Below are 21,497 nucleotides of genomic sequence, written 5' to 3'. Positions count from 1 at the left end.
CTCATAGTAAATTAGCAAAAGCTGGCTTCGTATACTTTATTTTTATCTCGTGGTAGGGTAAAGGTAAATACACTGCCTTCTCCTGGTATACTTTCAATATGCAAATGGCCATTATTTAATGCCAGGAATTCCAGACAAAGATGTATTCCAAGTCCTGTACCTTTCTCTCCCGATGTGCCCAACGTAGAATAAAAACTTGTAGGATTTAATATTTTCTTTCTGACATCTTCATCCATGCCTTGTCCTGTATCGTGGACAGATATAGAAATATGACTTTCTTTCAAGATTGCACAAATTCGGATTGTATCATTTTTTTCGCAGAACTTGATAGCATTACTAACTAGATTACGTAGAATAGTTTCAATCATATCAGGATCTGCATAGCCTTTTAAGGAAGATTCTATCTCGGTCGTAATGCTGATTTTTTTCTGGCTAGCTTGGATTTCCAATATTTCAGTACTTCTATGTATAACTTCCGCTATATCAAATGTTTTAGGGTTTACCTGAAAGCCTTCAAGCTGACTTTTGGACCAGATCAATAATTTATCCAATAATTCTGAAGATTTGCTTACTTGTGCACCCAGTTTCTGAACAACAGTCTGCATTTCCTGAGGGTCTAGCAATTCTTCTTCAAATAAAGTGATGGTACCTTCAATAGACCGGAATGGGGCACGTAAATCATGTGCAATAATATTGAATAGTTTATTGAGGGCTGCATTTGCTTTTGTAAGGTCTTCTCTTTGAATAGAAATCTGATCATTTTGGGATCTGATTTCTTCATTTTGCGCTTCTATCTCCTGTTGTTGCAGAGCCATCGTCTGATTCATCTTTTTCTGACGTTTGTAGGTAATGCGATAGAAGACTGTAGTTGCAATAAACAGTAGGAGTAATCCCAGAATAAACCTACGCCTTGTCGTATTACGATCAAACTCTTCTTCTTTAAGCTTTTTGTCCTTTAACAAAGACTGATTAATAAGGTCTTTCTTTTCCAGTTGATAATTGTATTGTAATTTTTCAATCTGGAGTGCTTGTTGGACATTATTTAGGCTATCATTCAAAGAAATATACAGATCCTGAAAATGTACTCCTTGTTTGTAATTCTCCTGTAATGTAAATATGTGAGCCAGCTGTTTGTAACATTTTACCTGCCATCGGCTGGACTTTGTCTTTTTTGTGAATGATAAGGCCTCAAAAGCTTGAGCTAACGCATTTTGGAGTTGATTGTTCGCAAGAGAAATTTCGCTTTGATAATAGTATATCTGAGTAAGTATTGAATTACTATGATTTTGCTCTGCTATTACTGATGCTTTAGTAAGATAACTGGTTGCTTTTTTATATTCTTTTTGACGAATATATACATTGCCAATACTGGTTTGAGTGCCTGCTATCAACCAAGAGAGTTTTAGTTGCTGAGCTATTTCCAGTGACTGTTCATACATTTGCAAAGCATGCGCATACTGTTTTTGCTCAAGGTAGATATCTCCAAGGTTAGATAAGGCTATACATGTTCCTTCAGGGCCATCTGATAAAGGTTTCCATATATTGATGGCTTTGAATAAGTTACTTTGAGCCTTATCCCATTCTTTCAGATCCATGTATACACTTCCTATGTTGTTATAGCAAGCACCTACAAAAAATGACTCATGTATTCGTTCATATAAAGGAATAGCTTTTAGGTAATATTCAATAGCTTGAACACTTTTACCTTTATGTGCATAGGAAATTCCGAGATGTCGGTAGGCTGAGGCTTCTCCTAAAGTATATTTTAGTTGCAATGATAAACGTAATTCTTCCTGAGCAATTATTCTAGCCTGTTCATGGTCGGAATAACGGTATTCATTAAATAATAGCCGAAGCACCTCTACTTTGTTGGTATCTTCTGGCATAGTTTTCAACACGGTTTGCAAACTATCTGTGAGATGCTTGTTTTGTGCATAACCGGATATGTTGGATAAGAACAGAGCGAACAGGATAAAGCAGGTGAATCGTATAAGATTGACTATAATCCCTACTTCTGTCTTATATGGCAAGGTATAAGTTTGATATAAGGTGTATCTTTTAGAGGTCATTTCATTTTCAACAATGCTGTATTTCTTGCTCTATATTTATTTTCAGCTGATTGCTAATGATAGTTATCGATTTGGAACCTCATTAGTGGTATAACAAAAAAGATATGTATGTAATAATGCTGTTTGGAAAAACTTTCTGTAAATCCTTGTTCTCTTCTTTCCTGTATACTACACTTATTGTGATGAAGTGTAAGATCTACTACTGGATATATTCTATTGTTCTGGGAAAGAAGAGATAAACTTACTATTCTGTTCAATAAGATACTATTTAATACCTTCACTACTTAAATGGAAGTGTGGCTGGATTTTATAAGCTTTAGGTGAGTAGAATACCTGCTATACAAGTGCATTTTTGTGGGTGCTCACTCGGGTTGATATAACAAATAAACTCTATATTTTTATTTTATGCTAGTGTAAATCAGCGATTTACTGCCATAAGTAATATTAAATAGATTATCGATAAATTAGTAGGCATGCAGAGGGAAATTTTGGTGAAGTAAACCTGTTTTTATCCCGGAAAAAATAAGGATCACTAATAGTATATTTAGTGGATAGTAATGGTTAGACAGAGAAGATTGTTAAACTGATTTCCATTGACAAGTTTTGATTTCGGGAGACTGAGAGTCTTCCTGATAGAAAAAATTCGGTTTACGAACTGAAGTTTTCCATGTAGCATGAAAAACTTCAGTTGTAGATCCTGAAATAGGAGGAACAATCCAATCCCAATCTGCAAATACTTCACGCTGATTTTTTTGTTCCAGATCATTATGTGTCATAAATTGATCTGATGCTGTATGATGGTCTACTATTTTGACTCCAGCTTTTTGATAAGAGTGTAATATAGCAATATTAAGTTCGATTAGTGCACGATCTTTCCATAAAGTATGATTGGAAGAAGTATCCAGCCCCATTTTCTGAGCTATTGTAGGTAAAAGGTTATATCGTTGTGTGTCACCCAGATTGCGAGCTCCTATTTCGGTTCCCATATACCAACCATTAAAAGGAGCTGCTGTATATTCGATTCCTCCCATTTCCAACTTCATATTTGATACAACAGGTACGGCATACCAGCGAAGATGCATATCTGTAAACCATTTGTAATCAGGATGGGAGATTTGAACCTCCTTTATTTTTTCCTGTGGGATAGTAAACATACATGGTTGCTGATAGGGTAGTTGTATGATTATAGGTAAAACATCAAAAGGGGTTTGTGAACTTTGCCAGCCTAACTGTAGGCATTTTTTTGTGAAAGCATGTTGAGCCGGATCACCGATATATGTATGGGTATCCATTCTATAATATCCTGCATATCGGATTAATTGGTGGTTGAGTATACGAATACCTGCTTCTTGTGAAGGGTGTTTGGGAGGAAAGATGCTGATTACAGAACGGATATTACCATCATTAGTAGCATAATCAAGATGATCAAGTAAAGCAGTAAATATATCGTGTTCATGTTGCAGATGCCTCATATCTCGAACCTTAAGTGATTTCCAATATAGCCGGCCAATGCATCGGTTGCTATTCCGCCAGGCTAATTTGGCACCATACTCCAACTCCTCAAATGTATGGATATAAGTGCCTGTGGTATTTATATCATCAACCACCTGGTTAAGTCGTGTATTGAGATTTGCTGTTATTGCGAGTTCTGTATATGTCTGGGTAATAAATTCTACCGCTTCTTGTTTCAAATAATCGGGATGCATGCTTTATCAGTGGTATTCTGAGTGAAAACCAGAATAGTTTTGATATAGTTTCGAGACAGAAGGAGTGGCAAATATTGTTTGGAATAACTATTTGTTAATCAGATATAAATAGAAAAATAAATCTGGTGCTTCAGGCATAAGTTGTATTGCCAGAGAAAAAATCCTATTCAAACAATACATAATTACCAAATTGATCTGTTGGCTGAGATGGAAGTGTAACTTCAAGCGTATTAAGATCTAGTTGATTAATCTGGCCCGAAACAGGGAACAAACGGAGCTGATCACTAGAATAGGGTTTAATAAGAGGAAGTATTTCTTGTAGTGTAGTCTCTGTTTTTAACCAGGCCTTTTCCTGTTCAAGCGGAAGGATAAGAGGTATTTTGGTAGAGATAGGAGCAATTAGTTCATTGGCATCTGTGGTAATCATGGCACATGAGATCTGGTTGTTGTTTTGTGAGTCATATTGCCATACACCTGCAAAGGCAAATGGTATATTCCACTTAAGTGTAATACGGTAAGGAATACGACTTTTATAGGAGACTTTTTTCCAGAGATAAAATCCATCCGCAAGGATAATGCAACGTTGTGTGAGTAACTGGGTTGTTTGAGGAGTTGTCTTTTGAGTATCCTGTTTGATAAATACCTTGTGGATTGGTGTTTTTCTGTTCTCTGAAATACCCCATATCGCTTTTGTCAACTGTTTAGGCTGCAGATCAGTAATAACAGATATAGTATTTCCCGGAGAAATATTGTATTGAGGTTCTATGGTTCCTGGGACCTTTATCTCAAAACGACGTATAATTTTTTCTTTTGGAAGACTAAAGGAATAACGATCGTACATACACTCACAAATATTCAATAAGACACGGTTCAACAAAGCCATAAAAATACAGAAAATATGGATACCTCGTTGAATTAACAACTTCACTCATCGTAATAACTTTATTAACAAAATAATTTGTCTTTGGTTGCCATAAAAAGCGATTTACTTAAACTGTTTGTTTACATGAAGCGATGATTAAGTACTTATACTTGTTTTTTATATATGTAAGTTTTTCTAAAACTCAGCGGCTGGTAGTGTAAGCTAATTCATATAAACGAATGAAGTTTTACTAATGAGAATTTATCCTTTTTTCGGGTATATAGAGTATGCTTAGTTTTAATTAATTGATATACAGAGTGTTGTATTGGTATTTTTAACCTTTAATATGATAAAGTTATCTGGTATAAAACATGTTTATTGTACTAAAAAGAACAGTCTCATCGGAAAAACTTTTACGTTAATCGATAAGAAAGATAGTAAAAGCAGGATTTTTATACCGATTATTAGATGTTTAGATAGTTATAATGCACCTATCACGTATAGTCCAATTACTAGTTAACTACAACTTCTTACAATTTGTGAGATATTTGTCTACAGGAATAGACAAGAGTGAATCATATTATATTTTAACTATGAAAAAACTAGTACTGACAATTGGTATTGCTTTAATTAGCTGTGTAATAAGCATTGCTCAACACGCTGAGTTAATGATGTTTTCAGGAGAGATTAAGGTAGATAAGCTAGAAAAAGAGGAGATTTACAAACAATTATCTTCCTGGCAGCAAGAATATATGCCTAAAGAAACCATACGAGAATCTGATAGAGGAGCAGGAGAAATAAAGGGAACATCTTATCTGGTCTATAATAGTAATGTACACGCAGCAAGTGAAGTTACTAAAGGTTTTATTTTGTTTGACTTTAAGTTTGTGGCTATAGAAGATGGTTTTCGTTATCAGATAACAAATTTTAGACATGAAGGAAAGATACGATTTCATACCATTCTGATGACTCCTAGCTTTCCCTATAAGATTAATGCAGTAGAGAAACCTTGGTATGATCTGGTTTGGAAAGATATAAGGACACAAATAAATCAACAAATGCCCAAGATGGTAGCTTCTGTAAAGGATGTTGTAGAGAAAGCTGCGTTGTTGGCTAAAAACGAAAATGAAGCAAAGGATACTCTACTAACTCAGATGGGAAATTAATATATATGATTCAATGTTGATTAATATAATTAATTGGAAAGCTTTATAGTTTCTACTATAAAGCTTTTTTGCATTTGATAATGAGTGAGTTATGAGTGAATATTAAAATGGAATAAACTAATTCTGTAATGTCTATAAAAAAAGTAGACAAATTGTTTGTTATGTTATAAACTGACTATATATTTGTGACATAATCCTGCTAATTAATACCACCATTAATTAGTTAATTTATACAGAGGAAGGGAGAGAACAGGCTCGCAGAACTTCCAGCAACTTTCTGACCACCCGGAAACAGTGCTACATCCTGACCGAATAGGTAAATATAAATTAACAATCGTATGCTAAAAACAACTTATTACTCTACCTGCGGACGAATGTGTTGCTACTGAGATAGATACATTTTTTCTGTATCACATTAACAACACAAGAGGTTAGACCTCTACTCAGACACTATATCTATGTTTAGATAGCCTGAACATACTAACTCTTATGAAGAGAAAGTTCTATTATGTCTGTTCCATATCTTTTCACTTATTATTCTTTAGTACAACTTTATGGAAATATACTTCGATAATGCAGCTACAACACCTTTAGATTCGCAGGTATTAGAAGCTATGTTACCTTACTTAGGTAAGCATCATGGTAATCCTTCATCAACACATCAATATGGAAGACGGGCTAAAGACGCAGTAGAATCAGCCAGGAATACAATCGCTACTCTGTTACATGCTTCACCTGAAGAGATTTTCTTTACATCTGGAGCCACAGAAGCAAATAATCTGGCATTGGCAGGGAGTATTCACACGTTACGTTTCCGGCATTTTATAACAAGCCCTTTAGAACATGATTCAGTGTTAAAAAGCCTGGATTTTTATCGGAAGAATTATCAGATAAGAGTTAGTCTGGTTGAGACAGATGCATGGGGTAGAGTTAATCTTGGGCACCTTCAATACTTATTACAAAAGAATCCAGCATCCTTTGTAAGTCTGATGCACGGAAATAATGAAATTGGGAATCTGAATGAAATAGAAGAAATTGGAAATATATGTCGCACCTATAAAGCTGTTTTTCATTCTGATACGGTTCAGACATTAGGGAAAAGGCAGTTAAATCTATCAAAGGTCCCTGTTCATTTTTTAGTTGGTTCAGCCCATAAGTTTCATGGGCCCAAAGGAATTGGTTTTCTCTATGTAAATAAACAGATCCATTTGCAACCATTGATACATGGTGGCTCTCAGGAAAAAAGTTTGAGAGCGGGTACTGAAAATGTTGCTGGTATTGTAGGTTTGTCAACCGCCTTATCACTTGCCTATGAGAACCTGGATGACACACAGAAATATCTGCAAAAATTAAAAGGTTATCTTATCCGAAGATTGAAGGAAGTATTTCCTCAACTTACCTTTAATGGAGATAGCGATCAACAGGATAAGAGCCTTCCCTCTATTGTTAATATCGGGTTTCCTGCTTTAGGTGATAGAGCTTTGGTAGATATACTGAATGAAAAAGGAATATATGTATCAGGAGGAAGTGCTTGTTCAAATCTGGTAGAGCATGGTTCACATGTACTTAGACAGTTGGGGCGTAATCTGGAACTAGAGAATATTCGCTTCTCATTTAGTAAATACAATACCTTGGCAGAAGTGGATTACTTGGTTAAGGTTTTATCAAATATTTATGAACCCCAAAATGTATTACAGTATGCTGGTGCGGTTAAGTGATTGTTTTTTAGTGCTTTATATAAAAAGTGAAAATTTTTTATGATAATCTCTATAAAATCTATAGGAATTATGTATTTTTGTAAAGTGAGATGAAAAGATCTGTTTTAAATACCCTGAGCAATGGCTAAATAGAATAAAAAATATATGGTGGTAAATGTATTCTTCTTATTCTCAGGCTGTTGCCAGGGTATTAAAAACTGAAAGAAGATTATCCACTTATATTTCAATAAAGGTCTTGTTTACTATGAAATTAAATTATCTGGCATTTGCAATTCCCATTTTCTTATTGTTTACAGCATTAGAATATTGGGTCGCAAGAAAACAACAGAAAGAAGATTATTTCCATTTTGACAGGTCTATTGTCAATATAAGTATTGGCATTGCTGAAAGACTTGCAGATTTATTTACAGTTGGTATTTTCTATTATTTCTATACATACATACACACTCACTTTGCTTTATTTGATATCAAACCAAGCATATTATTGTGGCTGGCATTGTTCCTATGCACTGATTTTGTCTGGTATTGGTATCATCGTCTGGCTCATGAAATTAGCTTATTATGGAGTGTACATGTAGTACATCATCAAAGTGAAGATTTTAACTATACTGTTTCTGCACGTATTACTGTTTTTCAGGCATTGGTTCGGGTTGTTTTTTGGTCTGTACTACCCTGGATCGGGTTTCCACCAGAGATGATTACAAGTATTTTATTAATTCATGGTGCATATCCTTTCTTCATTCATACACGTACTATTGGCAAACTGGGAATACTGGAATATATATTGGTAACTCCTTCTCATCATCGGGTGCATCATGCTTCAGATGAGCATTATCTGGACAAGAACTATGGAGATGTTCTTATTATCTGGGATAAGATTTTCGGGACTTTTGTTGAAGAAAAGGAAGAACCTCATTATGGTTTAACGAAGCCATTGAACAGTCATAGCTTTTTATGGCAGCACTTCCATTTTATACTGGAACTAATGTATACAGTCAAACATACCCAAGGGTGGGGCAATAAAATAAAAATCATTTTTGGTGGTCCTGATCTGGTTCCTGAATATGTAAGAGAGAAATTGGAACAAAGATTCCTTTTTAATAAGTCAGTAAATGCTAGTGGTATACGATTTAAAAATTATGTCATATGGCAGATTGGAAGTGTACTTCTTAGTTTGTTTCTGGTTATTTTATTTGAGCATCAGATTTCACTTAGCCTACAGATAGGAGTAGCACTATTAATAGTATTGACACTCATTAATTGTGGTGCCATTCTAGAACAGCGGACATGGGTCTTTTACCTGGAATATACGCGGTTGGCAACAGCTACATTATTTGCCTATATATATTTTGGGCCAACAAGTATAGTTGTATTTGGTAGCCTGTTTGTAGTAACTCTGATCTGCTTCTTTACTTGGTTTGAAAAACAGTATCTGCGTTTGATCTATGGTTCTGCTGTTGCATCTTAATTCTTATGTGAGGTTTATGTTACATTATTTTGCCTCTTATGCATGCTATTGTTGTTGGTGATTGCCAACTAAATCTAGCATTATTTTAAACAGGAAATCTGAGGGAGTTGTCGGAGAACTGTTTTTCAGTCCTATATCTAAGGACATTATTTATAAACTTATCTGTAGACTTTAAAAAACGACATATATGCAATCTCATATAAATGCCCGATCTCTTCCTTTTATTCCTGATTTTCAACCTGAATTTGCATTTGAAAACTCAATAGCGGATTATTCAACACGTTTTTTTGCTGAAAAGACTCTTATCCCTCAACCACTAACAGTTGGCGAAAAAGCTCCTTCAGCTGAATTATCACGTCAACAAGGTGTATGGCAACAGCTACCTGGACACTTATTCTCTCATTCAACAGTATCTATTGCTGACTTGGTTGAGTACAAACCACTGGTTATTAGCTTTTATACTCCAGCGTGGGGAGAATATAGCAAGTTACATCTGGACTTATTAGATAGATCACATCAAAAAATTTCAGGGCTTGGAGGACAACTACTTGTACTAACTCCTTTGGAGACAGATGAAATATCCAAGCTTATCAAAGAGACCGGATTACAGTTTAACTTCATTCATGATCAGAATAATCAGGTAGCAGAGCGGTTTGGGGTATATTCCTCTATTTATCCTTTCTGGCAACGTATTTCTGGTATTAATGGAGAAGTACCATTTCCTGCTACATTTGTAATTGCCTCGAACGAAGTTGTCGTGCATAGTTTCTATACGGAAGATCTTAGTAATCTTTATGATATTCGAGAGGTCCTTACTGCTATCTATACAGTGAGGGATATTCGACAAAGTGCCTGATAAAAAGGGAATTAGGCCTTTTTATTTTTAGGGATGTTTTGCGCTTAGTAAAACCACAGATGCCTCATCTGTGGTTTTATTGTTTAAAAGCATTAAACGCTGTAAAATAGCTGGTTATAGTTCCTATTGAATTGATAAAAATGCGAATTTCTATGCATTATATTGTGGATGTGAACAATTGCACGTTTCTTTGAAAGTTGAAAGTCTGACAAATTGTTTGTCAGAATATAGTAACATAAAATTATCTGTGAGAAAATCAAACTAAAAACCACTATCAATTTTATTTCTGAGTCTTATTCTATGAATGCAGAATCGTATTTAAACTATCATCTGACGCAGCTTCCTGAAAGAGCTGTGAAACCTCGTGAGGCAGGTTTGACAATGGTTATGGATAAGGGAATGAGTTTGCGGGAGGCAAGTGATTTTATAGAAAAAGGATCTGAATTGACAGATCTTGTAAAATTAGGCTGGGCTACTTCTTATCTGACACCTAATTTAAGGAAGAAATTGGCTTTATACAGAGAGGCAGGATTACCTGTATATTTTGGTGGAACCTTATTTGAAGCATTTGTTATTCGTAATCAATTTGATGATTATCGAAGATTGCTGGATGAGTTTGGTATGACTCATGCAGAGGTATCAGATGGATCTATTGAGATGCCTCATCAGGAGAAATGTTATTATATAGAAGCTCTGTCTCAACAGGTAACAGTCATCTCTGAAGTAGGATCAAAGGATGGAGAAAAGATAATTCCACCTTATAAATGGATTTCTATGATGAATGCCGAAAAGCAGGCAGGAGCATGGAAAGTAATTGCAGAAGCCAGAGAATCTGGAACTGCAGGTATTTTTAGAAGTAATGGGGAGGTTCGTCCTGGTCTGGTAGATGAAATCTTATCTCAGATCCCACCAGAATATATCATCTGGGAAACGCCACAAAAAGCACAACAGGTTTGGTTTGTAAAATTGTTGGGGGCAAATGTGAATCTGGGAAATATTGAACCAAATGAAGTTATCTCTGTAGAGACAATCCGATTAGGGTTACGAGGTGATACTTTTCTTACGTTCATTAATTAGTATGAAATAATTACATTAAATGCAAAAGGTTAAGTAAACTCCTACTTAACCTTTTGCATTTAATGTAACTGATCAATCCATTTGGTAACAAAGAAAAATAGTGTACATGTAATCAGAGATATTGTCAGATTTAGAACAGCCATAATAATTGTGTACTGTATTATATTGGACAGTATATAGCTTTCAGATATATCCAGTGTAATTACCAGATTGTAGATCTGGAAGAACAACAGAGGTAATATTGAAAGTTGAATAGTGAACAATACTACTACCTCGTAGGTAAGAGCAATTCTTTCCTGTTTTTTTAGATAATATAATCCTATTAACAGAATTAGAGAGAATGAAGCCAGCATAATAATTAACCTGCTAGCACCTTCCATTTGAGCTAGAAATCCAGTTCTCAGATAATTGAATACAATAAGTACCACAGTATCTGCAAGAACAAATCCCCATCCTTGATTCAATACTTTTGCGGCAAGCAATTTACGCTCAGCTAAGAATTTCAAAACCAATCTGCGTTAAATAGTAGAGTATACCTATAAGGCCTTCTTTTTCTAAAACTTACGTATGAAACTTTGGGCTGGTTTTGTATGGGAAATATGTCTTTACAGACTAAAAGAATATTTCTTTGTGAAAAGTGTTTGTAGAGGTACTACAGACAGCAATTTCTATAGATATAGATGGATTTCCAACGTTATGTAAGATATTATTTCTTTTTTATGATTTTTTTGGAGAAAATAAGGATAGATGCTTGCTAACTGATATTGGTAACAGTACTAGTAATAGAGGAGATGTAAGGTGAGACCCTACTAATAAGCTAAAAAACAGTATATTGTTACTGCTGATGCTGATGTTGGTACACTATCAGCATCAGCAGTATAAGACTCTTATCTATCTTTTATATTAGCTATGTCTGTTTGAAGTTGATAGTCCATTGTCTGGTGTGAAATGGATCGTATCGAAAGTTGGTAGACAATGCTTTTTTGTTTTGCATGAATCAGAAGCGAGTATTCTCCGGCTGGTAAGGCGCTAATATCCAGTTTCTGATTATACGTAGTATCAAATAAAGATTTCTCAAAGAAGTATTCTTCCTTATCATTCATTAGCCTCATATAAATGCGCTTACTTGCAGGGTTTCTGATTTGAATATATAACTTTTTGTTTGATGCTAGAAGACATTCAATTTGTTGAGATCCTTGGAGTGTATCAGTCTTTTGTTGACTTAACGTTTTTAATCGTTCACTTGGCTTATGTCGTGCAGATGTAAGTTGATCGGACAATATATAGCCATGTAGTTGTTCTCCTAATAATTTATTTCTTATTAATTTATGAAGAGTACTATCCAGTAAACGAGTGTTTCGTGTGTTAAGTTTGATATACCGACCCTTCAAAATTTCTCTATAAATCAGATTATCATCCTCATCAAAGAATTTAATTGTTGTGGTAAGAGTTTGGGCATCTGTTCGTACTTCCCAATGAGCACCAGACGAATCGATACGAGCCCAATCCATATCTTTGTCCTGTGCATAAGAAACTTCCGGATAAACAAATAGGAATGCCAGTATAAACCAGCAATAGAGGAGTGTTTGTTTTATAGTTTTCATACAGTAAAATGATGGGAAAGTTGTAGATATTTACTGTGTAAGTTGTCAAAACATTTGCCAAAGGGTGGAGAAAATAAAAAAATGAGATAAAAAGTAATATTTAAAGAGTTGAATGAAATACTTTTCACTGAAAAGTAAATTTTACAATTTTTTTTCTTGTAAACTGTTTCTATTTTGAGAGATATAAATGGGAGGCCTAGTTTGTCTGTTTGAGAACTCCTTAGTTTAGTTGTCCGCTAGTGAACGCGTTGTTGTTCATTAGCGGACAATATTGTTTATATAATTTGCTGTATATGCGTGTTTTAGCCTTAATAGAAGGCTGTTTTCATTTTGGCAAGGCATTTGTTTAGCAAATATGAAGATAATAAATCTGGAGCCATGAATAGAGACTATCTGGGTGAATTTGAAGAACTGATATTATTGACTGTTGCTTTTATGGATGGAGCAGCCTACGGTGCAGCGATCCATCAGGACATTCGGCAACGAACTGGACGATCTGTTCAGTTAAGTGCAGTGCATATTGCCTTGTATCGGTTGGAAGAAAAAAAACTGGTTACCTCTGAGATTGGTGGAGCAACCGCTCAAAGAGGTGGTAGAAGGAAACGATTCTTTACAATTACGCACGAGGGGAGGCATATTCTGAGTGAAATCCGTCAGGTGCGTGAACAACTCTGGCAACTGATTCCCAAGATGATCTAAGCTGCTACTATGGAAGACATACCACAGCCACCTAAATGGATAGACCGCATCATCAGATGGCGTTTGTCTGACACCAACTATGAAGATATGTTGGGTGATTTGCATGAATTATATGAGATATGGGTTGCTGAAATAGGAGTAAAGAAAGCTCGCTATCAGTATATACGTCAGGTATTTGGGTTTATAAGGCCATTGCCAGTTAGAGAACAAAAACAATTATCAGAGCTTCCTCCCTCTCTGTTATACACATCATTTAATCCAAGTCCAATGAGTATGATTCGTAACTACTTTAAAGTCTCCTTTCGGAATCTGACCCGAAACAAAGGATATTCTTTTATCAACATTGGTGGACTCTCTATAGGGATGACTGTGGCTATGCTTATCGGACTATGGGTCTATGATGAAATATCATTTAATTCATATCATGAAAATCATGATTCTATTGCTCGAGTACTTCGAAATGGTACTGCCAATGGGAAACATTTACAGTACAATACTTACCCTATGCACTAGGAGAAGAACTTAGAACCAAGTATGGAGCAAACTTTAAACAGGTACTTATGGCTTGGCCTGTGCAGGATCATATTCTTTCCATCGAAGATAGAACTCTTTCACAGAAAGGTGAATTTATTGATGCTAGTGCACCTGAAGTATTTTCTCTGAAAATGCTAAAGGGAAACTACAATGGTTTGAAAGACCCTCATTCTATGTTGATCTCTGAGTCGTTTGCTAAGGCTTTATTTGGAGAGCAAGACCCTATGGGAAAAGTATTGCAGATCAAGAATTATAGTGCAATGGATGTAAAGGTAACAGGTGTGTATAAAGATCTGCCTCACAATTCACATTTTGCAGGAGTACAATTTTTTGCACCCTGGGATTTGTTTGTCTCTGTTAATTCCTGGATGACTACACAAGGGTTTAAAAATAACTTTCTGGACATTTATGTACAGCTTACTCCTCATACTACGTTTGAAAACGCCTCGCTTTCCATCAAAGATGCCATTCTAAATAATATCAGAGATGACAAAGAACATGTAAGCTTTAATCCTCAGATCTTTCTTCATCCAATGAACAAATGGCATCTGTATTCGGAATGGAAAAATGGAGCAAACATAGGAGGAATGATACAATACGTGTGGCTGTTTGCTATCATTGGTGTATTTGTATTGGTATTGGCCTGTATCAATTTCATGAACCTGTCAACTGCCAGAAGTGAGAAACGCGCTAAGGAAGTAGGCATCCGTAAAGCAATTGGTTCTGAGAGAACACAGCTAATCTGGCAGTTTTTTAGTGAGTCGTTTCTTGTTGTAGTATTGGCCTTTGTGATTTGCTTGGGTCTGGCAAGCATCGCGATCGGTTTCTTTAACGATTTGGCTGACAAGCAGATTGTCATGCCTTGGAGCAATACATGGTTTTGGCTGATCTCACTGATATTTATTCTGTTTACAGGCCTGATTGCTGGTAGTTATCCAGCCTTATATTTATCTTCTTTTCATCCGGTTAAGGTATTAAAAGGAACATTTCGGGTAGGTAGATTTGCCTCTATTCCACGTAAAGTCTTGGTTGTTGCACAGTTTACAGTTTCCGTCACTCTTGTTATAGGAACCTTGATTGTGTATCAGCAAATCCAGTATGCTAAGAACAGACCGGTTGGGTATAAGCGGGATGGTCTCCTGATGGTTCAAATGAAGACAACCGAATTCTATACTAAGTATGATGCAATTAAAGATGAATTAAACAGGACAGGAGTTGTTGCTGAAATGGCTCAATCTTCCAGCCCTGTTACAAATATCTGGTCAAGTAACGGCGGATTCTCTTGGCGAGGCAAAAATCCTTCTTTACAGACGGATTTTGCAACGTTGACAGTTGCTCCTGCCTATGGAAAAACAGTAGGATGGCAATTTGTAGCTGGTCGGGATTTTTCTCAGGAACTTGCCAGTGATTCTACCGGATTTGTGATCAATGAAGCTGCATTGAAGTTTATGGGCTTGAAACAACCCATTGGAGAAGTAGTTACCTGGGCACCTTCTGGTAGTGAAGCAAAGAACTATCGCATTATTGGTGTTATAAAAGATATGGTGATGGTTTCTCCTTTTGATCAAGCGGTCCCTACTGTTTTTTATCTGGATGGAAATCTGAACTGGATCAATATCAGATTTACCCCTTATGCAAATACCAGTGAAGCATTGAGTAAGATAGAAGCTGTTTTTAAAAAACTCGTTCCTTCCGCTCCATTCAACTATACATTCGCTGATCAGGAATATGCATTGAAATTTGCAGCAGAAGAACAAATAGGGACATTGGCCTCTGTATTTGCTACGTTAGCCATTTTCATTTCCTGTTTAGGTTTATTCGGATTGGCTTCTTTTGTAGCTGAACAACGGACCAAAGAAATAGGTATCCGCAAAGTATTAGGAGCCACTATCCTCAGTCTATGGCAATTACTTTCTAGGGAGTTTATTGTATTAGTATTGATTGCTTTTGCGATTGCTACCCCTTTAGCCTGGTATTTTCTGAATGATTGGCTGGCAAAGTATCAGTATCATACTCAGATATCCTGGTGGATTTTTGCAGTGACAGGTATGGGGGCTTTGCTGATTACTTTGATGACCGTGAGTTTTCAGGCTATCAAAGCAGCACTTATTAATCCTGTCAAGAGCTTGAGAAGTGAGTAAAAGAGAAATAATACTTCTTTAGCAAAATAACTTACTTATTTCTATGAGTTCCGAACAAAAAACACGGCCTCCTCGATGGGTACAGAGGTTGCTTCAGTATCGCTTACCTACAGGATTGTCTGAAGAGGTTCAGGGCGATCTGGATGAACTCTTTGACTTGTGGGTAGATGAATTCGGTATTCAAAAAGCTCGCTGGAAATACATTGGGCAGGTTCTCGGATTTCTCAGACCCTTGCCAGAAAGAAAACAATCCTATATACCAAGAGATGTTTTGCCACCATCTCTTTTAACTACACCTTCCACTATAACTCAGATAAGTATGTTCCGTAACTACTTTAAGATCGCCTTTCGGAATCTGACCCGAAACAAAGGATATTCCTTTATCAATATTGGTGGACTCGCTATAGGGATGGCTGTGGCTATGCTTATTGGGTTATGGATTTATGACGAAGTTTCGTTTGACAGATATCATAAAAACTATGATCGCATTGCACAAGTAGTACAAAATCAGACTATTGATGGACGAGTGCAAACCTGGTTGGGACAGGCAATGCAATTAGGGCCTGCCATTGAAAGTTCTTATGGAAATTACTTCAAACATATAGTCCGAACTTCATGGCCTGGCGATCATATCCTTAAGGCTGGAGATAAGACACTGGTGAAGAGTGGTATTTATATGGAACCAGGTGGTCCGGAAATGCTTAGTCTGATCAAGATAAAAGGATCAATAGATGGTTTAAAAGACCCCTCTTCGGTTTTATTGGCTGAAACTGTTGCTCAAGCTATTTTTGGAGATTCAGATCCTATAGGGAGGTTAATAAAGATTAACAATAAGATGGATGTAAAGGTAACAGGAGTATACAAAGACCTTCCTGTCAATTCTACGTTTGCTAATATAACATTTATTGCTCCCTGGGATCTGCTTATTAGTAGTGAGAACCTGAAAGATAAGGTAGGCTGGGGTAATAGCTGGTTTCAGACATTTGTACAAATTGCGGATCACACAGACATAAATCAGGTTTCTGAAAAAATTAAATATGTAAAACGTGATAATATAAAAGGTGAAGATGACCTTCGGTTTAATCCAGAGATTTTTCTACATCCAATGAGCCAATGGCACTTGTATTCTGAATTCGAGAATGGTGTCAGTGTAGGAGGAAAGATTCGGTTTATATGGCTGTTTGGTATTGTTGGGGCATTTGTATTGGTACTAGCCTGTATCAATTTCATGAACCTGTCAACTGCTCGCTCTGAAAAACGTGCAAAAGAAGTAGGTGTTCGAAAAGTTGTTGGCTCAGATCGTGGTCAGTTAATCAGCCAGTTTTTAGGTGAATCACTATTGGTGGCATTTTTAGCTCTGGTTATTGCAATACTTTTGGTAGTCCTTACTTTGCCTTTGTTTAATGAGATAGCAGATAAAAAAATATCCATTTTATGGGTAAGTCCCTGGTTCTGGCTGTCATGTATAAGCTTTTGTTTGTTTACAGGGCTATTAGCAGGTAGTTATCCAGCCTTATATTTATCTTCTTTTCATCCGGTTAAGGTATTAAAAGGAACATTTCGGGTAGGTAGATTTGCTGCTGCTCCACGTAAAGTACTGGTTGTAGTACAATTTACTGTCTCAGTATTTCTGATTGTAGGGACTTTGGTTGTATTTCGGCAGATTCAGTTTGCGAAAGATCGTCCACTGGGTTATGATCGAAAAGGGTTGCTGACTATTCCTATGAAAACTCAGGAGAGCCATGATCATTATAACGCTTTCCAAAATGACTTAATGAACACCAGAATGGTGAGCTCAATGGCTCAGTCCGAAAGTGCTATTACCAACGCATGGGTTACCAACGGAGGCTTTCAATGGAGAGGAAAAGATCCAGGTTTACAGGATGAGATTGTCACCGTAGGAGTTACCCATCAGTTTGGAAAGACAGTAGACTGGAAGATAAAGTCAGGAAGAGACTTCTCAGAGGCATTTTCTACAGATTCTTCCGGATTTATTCTCAATGAAGCGGCTGTAAAATACATGGGATTTAAACAACCTCTTGGAGAAGTAGTCAAGGCGTTTGGTGGGCAGTATACTGTTATAGGAGTGGTAAAAGATATGGTTACCCAATCTATCTATGATCCTATTCGGCCAACTATTTTCTATATTGATACCTTCAAACGACTAAGCTTGATTGATATTAAAATCAGCCCGCAGGCCAATACTTCTCAAGCTATTGATAAAATTAAAACGTTGTTCCTGAAACACAATCCAGCTACCCCTTTTGACTATCGATTCGCAGATGAAGAGTTTGCTGCTAAATACAAAGAAGAAGAACGTATAGGTAAACTAGCCTCTGTATTTGCAAGTCTTGCCATTTTCATTTCCTGTTTAGGTCTATTCGGCTTAGCGTCGTTTGTGGCCGAACAACGCACAAAGGAAATTGGTATTCGTAAAGTATTAGGAGCTACAGTAATCAGTTTGTGGCAATTACTTTCCAGAGAATTTGTATGGCTAGTGCTGATCGCCTTTATAATTGCAACTCCTATTGCCTGGTATTTCCTCAATAGTTGGTTGCAGGATTATCAATATCGTACCAACATTCCCGGATGGATCTTTGTCGCTACTGGGTTGGGTCTTCTCTTGATTACCTTATTAACGGTAAGCTTCCAGGCTGTTAAGGCGGCTTTAATCAATCCAGTGAAGAGTCTGAGAAATGAGTAATTACAGACACTGCTTCTAAGCTAATCGAACTGTCTTTATGGCGCATGAACAAAAACCACAGCCACCCCGCTGGGCTCAAAGAGTACTTCACTACCGTTTGCCAGAGGGCTTATCAGAAGAGATACAAGGTGATCTTGATGAACTCTTTGACGTGTGGGTGGAGGAAATGGGTGTTCCGAAAGCTCGCTGGAGATACATTAGGCAGGCACTTGGATTTCTCAGACCCTTACCGGAAAGAAAAGATTATTATATGCCAACCAGAGGTAATATATCTCCACCACTTTTAACTACATACTCATCCATAAATCAAATAGGTATGCTACGCAATTATATCCGCTTTGCCTGGAGAAATCTTGCAGGCAATAAAGTGTTTTCTGCTATCAACATTCTGGGATTAGCTTTGGGCATCGCTACTTGTCTGATAGTTGCTTTGCTGGTGATTCATGAAGAGAGCTATGACACCTATCATTCAAAAGGCGACAGAATTTATAGAGTGGAAAGCCGAAATATAAAAGAAGGGCATACCTATCCAGGTAACTATACTGGATTAGTGCATGCCTTGCGTAATGATATACCAGAAATCGAGGTTGTAGCACCTATGTACAAAAGGGGTGGTGTAACTATTCAGGAACCCATATCTGGAACATTGTTTAAGGAACCAGTTGTGTTTGCTGGAAATGAGTTATTTCAAACCTTTGACTATACATGGATTGCTGGTAATCCTAAAACTGGTTTGTCTCAGCCTAATACTATAATTGTAACCCGTTCACAGGCTGAAAAAATATTTGGCACAACTCAGGTATTAGGTAAGATACTACAATATGATAGCAAACACAATTTGATGATAGTAGGCATAGTGGAAGATTATCCTGTTACAACGAGCTTTCCATTTGATATGCTGATCTCATTTGCATCTATTTCAGAGATAATGCCTGATTTTGATCTTAACAAATGGAATGGGTGGGGCGATGATTTTCAGATATTTGCTCTAATGAAAGAGAGTGTTGACCCACAACAAGTGAGCCGACATTTTCCTGAGATCATTACAAAATATATGGGGAAAGAAGCTGTGGCTGAAAAACAGTTTTTATTAGCTCCTCTACATGAATTGCATTATACATCCAGTTTCAGTGGGCACACTGCAAATCCAACATTTCTTAAGACTTTACTTTGGATAGGTATTTTTGTTTTGTGTATTGCTTGCATCAATTTTATCAATCTGACTACTGCACAGGCTATTAAACGGGCTAAGGAAATTGGAGTACGTAAGGCTGTAGGTAGTAATCGCTTGGCTCTTATATATCAGTTTCTGATCGAAACTGCATTGATTGCATCAATTGCCATTCTGTTTGCAACTCCTATTGTATACGGCCTGTTACCTGTAATAAACTCCATTCTGGGTGTAAGGCTTTCGATTACAGATCTTTTCTCCTGGCAGACAGGCGCTATTGTAAGCTGCTTGTTTGTAGCAACCGTGTTGCTGGCAGGTGCCTATCCTGCATTTTATTTGTCGGCAATGGCTCCAATATGGGCTCTAAGAAGCAATAACAAGACGATTACAAATCGAGGATTTACTTTACGTCAGGGGTTGGTAATAGCTCAGTTTACAGTATCACTGGTTCTCATTAGTTGTACATTGTTGATCCGGCAGCAACTTTCTTTTTTTCAGAATGCAGATCTGGGATTTAATAAAAACGCCATCATTACAGTAGGATTACCTGATAATAGTCCTGCAAAGCTTCAATTGTTACGTACACGGTTACTGCAGTCAGCTCAGATTAAAAACGTGAGTTTTTCCTTCAACAGTGCCTCTGCAGAAAGTAACTGGATGCAAATGATGGAGTATCGACTGAAGGATACTGTGGTCCGGATTAAAACCCAGATGAAAATGGTTGATGCGAATTATATTGATACATATGGCATTCAGTTGCTGAAAGGAGAAGTTTTCCGTGAAGGAGATACATTGCCTAAAGTTATTGCTAACGAAATATTTCTTCATCGGATGGGCGTACAGCGGCCTCAGGATGCAATCGGACAGGTTGCCTTTTATGGCGACAGTCAAGAATCGGTGCCCATTGTAGGTGTAGTAAAAGACTTTCATGTCAATTCCCTGCACCAAAATATTGATCCTACCTTGATGATGGTGGTTCCCAAACATTTTTATCAGGGAAGTATCAAACTGCAAAGTGAACAACTGAGTAGCCAATCTATTAAGGAAACACTGGCGTATATTGAAAAGATCTGGACTGCCACTTTTCCCAATCACCTATTTGAATATAGCTTCTTGGATGACACACTAAATCAGGCTTACCAGAACGAAATACGTACTGAACAGATGATAGAGGTGTCTACCTTTCTGGCAATAGTGATTGCATGTCTAGGTTTGTTTGGATTAACTCTTTTTACTACACAGTCCAGAATCAAGGAAATCGGTATTCGCAAGGTGTTGGGAGCTACAGTATCCAGTATTATAGTGTTGTTATCCAGAGATTTTGTAAAATTGGTTGCTATTGCTTTATGTATTGCGACTCCGATTGCCTGGTATATGATGAGTCAATGGCTACAAAGCTTCGCTTTTAAGATTACGATTGTTTGGTGGGTATTTGTAGTAGCTGGTGGAGGTATACTGATTATCACACTTATAACCGTAAGTTTTCAGGCTATCAAAGCTGCCTTAACCAATCCTGTCAAAAGTCTGAGGACAGAATAACTCTTGGGAGCAAAGGATATTTTCAACCAAGTCCTCTTTATCTGTTTAACAGAACAGATAAAGAGGACTTGGCTTATTTAGAAGTGAAAATGTTTTCTTAATACTTATCGTGTTTACTTTGCAGTTCTCCCCATTCTGACATGTCATTTGGGATTGATTTCATTGTTTTCCCAGATCACTTAA

The 21,497-nt window shown here is 36.8% G+C and carries 15 protein-coding genes and 1 riboswitch; of the genes, 10 read left to right on the top strand and 5 right to left on the bottom strand.

Annotated elements, in window-relative coordinates:
* Positions 1-11 precede the first annotated feature (11 nt).
* From QNI22_RS24070 to QNI22_RS24060, 3 genes are all read right to left on the bottom strand, one after another.
* Positions 12-1,886, bottom strand: a complete 1,875-nt coding sequence (locus tag QNI22_RS24070) for a tetratricopeptide repeat-containing sensor histidine kinase (RefSeq protein ID WP_314514411.1) — start codon at positions 1,884-1,886, stop codon at positions 12-14.
* Positions 1,887-2,647: 761 nt separating this feature from the next.
* Positions 2,648-3,775 (bottom strand): nitric oxide synthase oxygenase, encoded by a 1,128-nt coding sequence (locus QNI22_RS24065; RefSeq protein ID WP_314514410.1) that lies wholly within the window; start codon positions 3,773-3,775, stop codon positions 2,648-2,650.
* Positions 3,776-3,938: 163 nt separating this feature from the next.
* The gene (locus QNI22_RS24060; RefSeq protein WP_314514409.1) at positions 3,939-4,616 is read right to left on the bottom strand and encodes an SOS response-associated peptidase; all 678 of its coding nucleotides are present in this window, start codon (positions 4,614-4,616) and stop codon (positions 3,939-3,941) included.
* 614 nt (positions 4,617-5,230) lie between these two features.
* Between QNI22_RS24060 and QNI22_RS24055 the strand changes: the two genes are divergently transcribed.
* The 5 genes from QNI22_RS24055 (at position 5,231) to QNI22_RS24035 (ending at position 10,922) form a co-directional block, all read left to right on the top strand.
* The gene (locus QNI22_RS24055) at positions 5,231-5,803 is read left to right on the top strand and encodes a DUF4468 domain-containing protein (RefSeq protein ID WP_314514408.1); all 573 of its coding nucleotides are present in this window, start codon (positions 5,231-5,233) and stop codon (positions 5,801-5,803) included.
* A gap of 225 nt (positions 5,804-6,028) precedes the next feature.
* A riboswitch (SAM riboswitch) is annotated at positions 6,029-6,132 on the top strand.
* A 225-nt stretch (positions 6,133-6,357) separates the two neighbouring features.
* Entirely contained in the window at positions 6,358-7,521 is a 1,164-nt protein-coding gene (locus QNI22_RS24050; RefSeq protein WP_314514407.1) for a cysteine desulfurase family protein, read from the top strand.
* Positions 7,522-7,765: 244 nt separating this feature from the next.
* Complete coding sequence (locus tag QNI22_RS24045) at positions 7,766-8,989, top strand: sterol desaturase family protein (RefSeq protein WP_314514406.1); 1,224 nt, start codon at positions 7,766-7,768, stop codon at positions 8,987-8,989.
* Between the two features lie 187 nt (positions 8,990-9,176).
* Positions 9,177-9,845, top strand: a complete 669-nt coding sequence (locus QNI22_RS24040) for a redoxin domain-containing protein (RefSeq protein ID WP_314514405.1) — start codon at positions 9,177-9,179, stop codon at positions 9,843-9,845.
* 300 nt (positions 9,846-10,145) lie between these two features.
* On the top strand, positions 10,146-10,922 hold the full coding sequence (locus QNI22_RS24035; protein ID WP_314514404.1) for a phosphosulfolactate synthase: 777 nt from the start codon (positions 10,146-10,148) through the stop codon (positions 10,920-10,922).
* A 59-nt stretch (positions 10,923-10,981) separates the two neighbouring features.
* On the opposite strand, the gene QNI22_RS24030 is transcribed toward QNI22_RS24035, so the two are convergent.
* Positions 10,982-11,428: a hypothetical protein gene (locus tag QNI22_RS24030; protein ID WP_314514403.1), complete on the bottom strand. Its 447-nt coding sequence runs from the start codon at positions 11,426-11,428 to the stop codon at positions 10,982-10,984.
* Positions 11,429-11,809: 381 nt separating this feature from the next.
* Positions 11,810-12,526 carry a hypothetical protein gene (locus tag QNI22_RS24025; RefSeq protein WP_314514402.1) on the bottom strand — a complete coding sequence of 239 codons (717 nt, stop codon included), beginning with the start codon at positions 12,524-12,526 and terminating at the stop codon, positions 11,810-11,812.
* Positions 12,527-12,904: 378 nt separating this feature from the next.
* On the opposite strand from QNI22_RS24025, the gene QNI22_RS24020 reads away from it, so the two are divergent.
* The 5 genes from QNI22_RS24020 to QNI22_RS24000 are packed head-to-tail and all read left to right on the top strand — an operon-like array spanning position 12,905 to position 21,314.
* Positions 12,905-13,225, top strand: coding sequence for a PadR family transcriptional regulator (locus tag QNI22_RS24020; protein WP_313986485.1), 321 nt, complete (start codon positions 12,905-12,907; stop codon positions 13,223-13,225).
* A 9-nt stretch (positions 13,226-13,234) separates the two neighbouring features.
* Complete coding sequence (locus QNI22_RS24015; RefSeq protein WP_314514401.1) at positions 13,235-13,738, top strand: permease prefix domain 2-containing transporter; 504 nt, start codon at positions 13,235-13,237, stop codon at positions 13,736-13,738.
* Positions 13,739-13,785: 47 nt separating this feature from the next.
* The gene (locus QNI22_RS24010) at positions 13,786-15,900 is read left to right on the top strand and encodes an FtsX-like permease family protein (protein WP_314514400.1); all 2,115 of its coding nucleotides are present in this window, start codon (positions 13,786-13,788) and stop codon (positions 15,898-15,900) included.
* Positions 15,901-15,943: 43 nt separating this feature from the next.
* Positions 15,944-18,604, top strand: a complete 2,661-nt coding sequence (locus QNI22_RS24005) for an ABC transporter permease (RefSeq protein ID WP_314514399.1) — start codon at positions 15,944-15,946, stop codon at positions 18,602-18,604.
* A 37-nt stretch (positions 18,605-18,641) separates the two neighbouring features.
* Positions 18,642-21,314 carry an ABC transporter permease gene (locus QNI22_RS24000; protein WP_314514398.1) on the top strand — a complete coding sequence of 891 codons (2,673 nt, stop codon included), beginning with the start codon at positions 18,642-18,644 and terminating at the stop codon, positions 21,312-21,314.
* The last annotated feature ends 183 nt before the right edge of the window (positions 21,315-21,497 follow it).

Source organism: Xanthocytophaga agilis, from assembly GCF_030068605.1.
In the GTDB taxonomy this organism is placed as follows: domain Bacteria; phylum Bacteroidota; class Bacteroidia; order Cytophagales; family 172606-1; genus Xanthocytophaga; species Xanthocytophaga agilis.
The sequence above is the reverse complement of the archived record's forward strand: the minus strand, read 5'-3'. Positions and strand labels throughout refer to the sequence as shown.

Excerpts from the sequence above, each read along its gene's own strand:
- QNI22_RS24000 (WP_314514398.1), top strand. The coding sequence starts at position 18,642 with ATGGCGCATGAACAAAAACCACAGCCACCCCGCTGGGCTCAAAGAGTA.
- QNI22_RS24020 (WP_313986485.1), top strand. The coding sequence starts at position 12,905 with ATGAATAGAGACTATCTGGGTGAATTTGAAGAACTGATATTATTGACT.
- QNI22_RS24025 (WP_314514402.1), bottom strand. The coding sequence starts at position 12,526 with ATGAAAACTATAAAACAAACACTCCTCTATTGCTGGTTTATACTGGCA.
- QNI22_RS24070 (WP_314514411.1), bottom strand. The coding sequence starts at position 1,886 with ATGCCAGAAGATACCAACAAAGTAGAGGTGCTTCGGCTATTATTTAAT.
- QNI22_RS24045 (WP_314514406.1), top strand. The coding sequence starts at position 7,766 with ATGAAATTAAATTATCTGGCATTTGCAATTCCCATTTTCTTATTGTTT.
- QNI22_RS24015 (WP_314514401.1), top strand. The coding sequence starts at position 13,235 with ATGGAAGACATACCACAGCCACCTAAATGGATAGACCGCATCATCAGA.
- QNI22_RS24010 (WP_314514400.1), top strand. The coding sequence starts at position 13,786 with ATGGCTTGGCCTGTGCAGGATCATATTCTTTCCATCGAAGATAGAACT.
- QNI22_RS24005 (WP_314514399.1), top strand. The coding sequence starts at position 15,944 with ATGAGTTCCGAACAAAAAACACGGCCTCCTCGATGGGTACAGAGGTTG.
- QNI22_RS24035 (WP_314514404.1), top strand. The coding sequence starts at position 10,146 with ATGAATGCAGAATCGTATTTAAACTATCATCTGACGCAGCTTCCTGAA.
- QNI22_RS24050 (WP_314514407.1), top strand. The coding sequence starts at position 6,358 with ATGGAAATATACTTCGATAATGCAGCTACAACACCTTTAGATTCGCAG.
- QNI22_RS24065 (WP_314514410.1), bottom strand. The coding sequence starts at position 3,775 with ATGCATCCCGATTATTTGAAACAAGAAGCGGTAGAATTTATTACCCAG.
- QNI22_RS24055 (WP_314514408.1), top strand. The coding sequence starts at position 5,231 with ATGAAAAAACTAGTACTGACAATTGGTATTGCTTTAATTAGCTGTGTA.
- QNI22_RS24060 (WP_314514409.1), bottom strand. The coding sequence starts at position 4,616 with ATGTACGATCGTTATTCCTTTAGTCTTCCAAAAGAAAAAATTATACGT.
- QNI22_RS24040 (WP_314514405.1), top strand. The coding sequence starts at position 9,177 with ATGCAATCTCATATAAATGCCCGATCTCTTCCTTTTATTCCTGATTTT.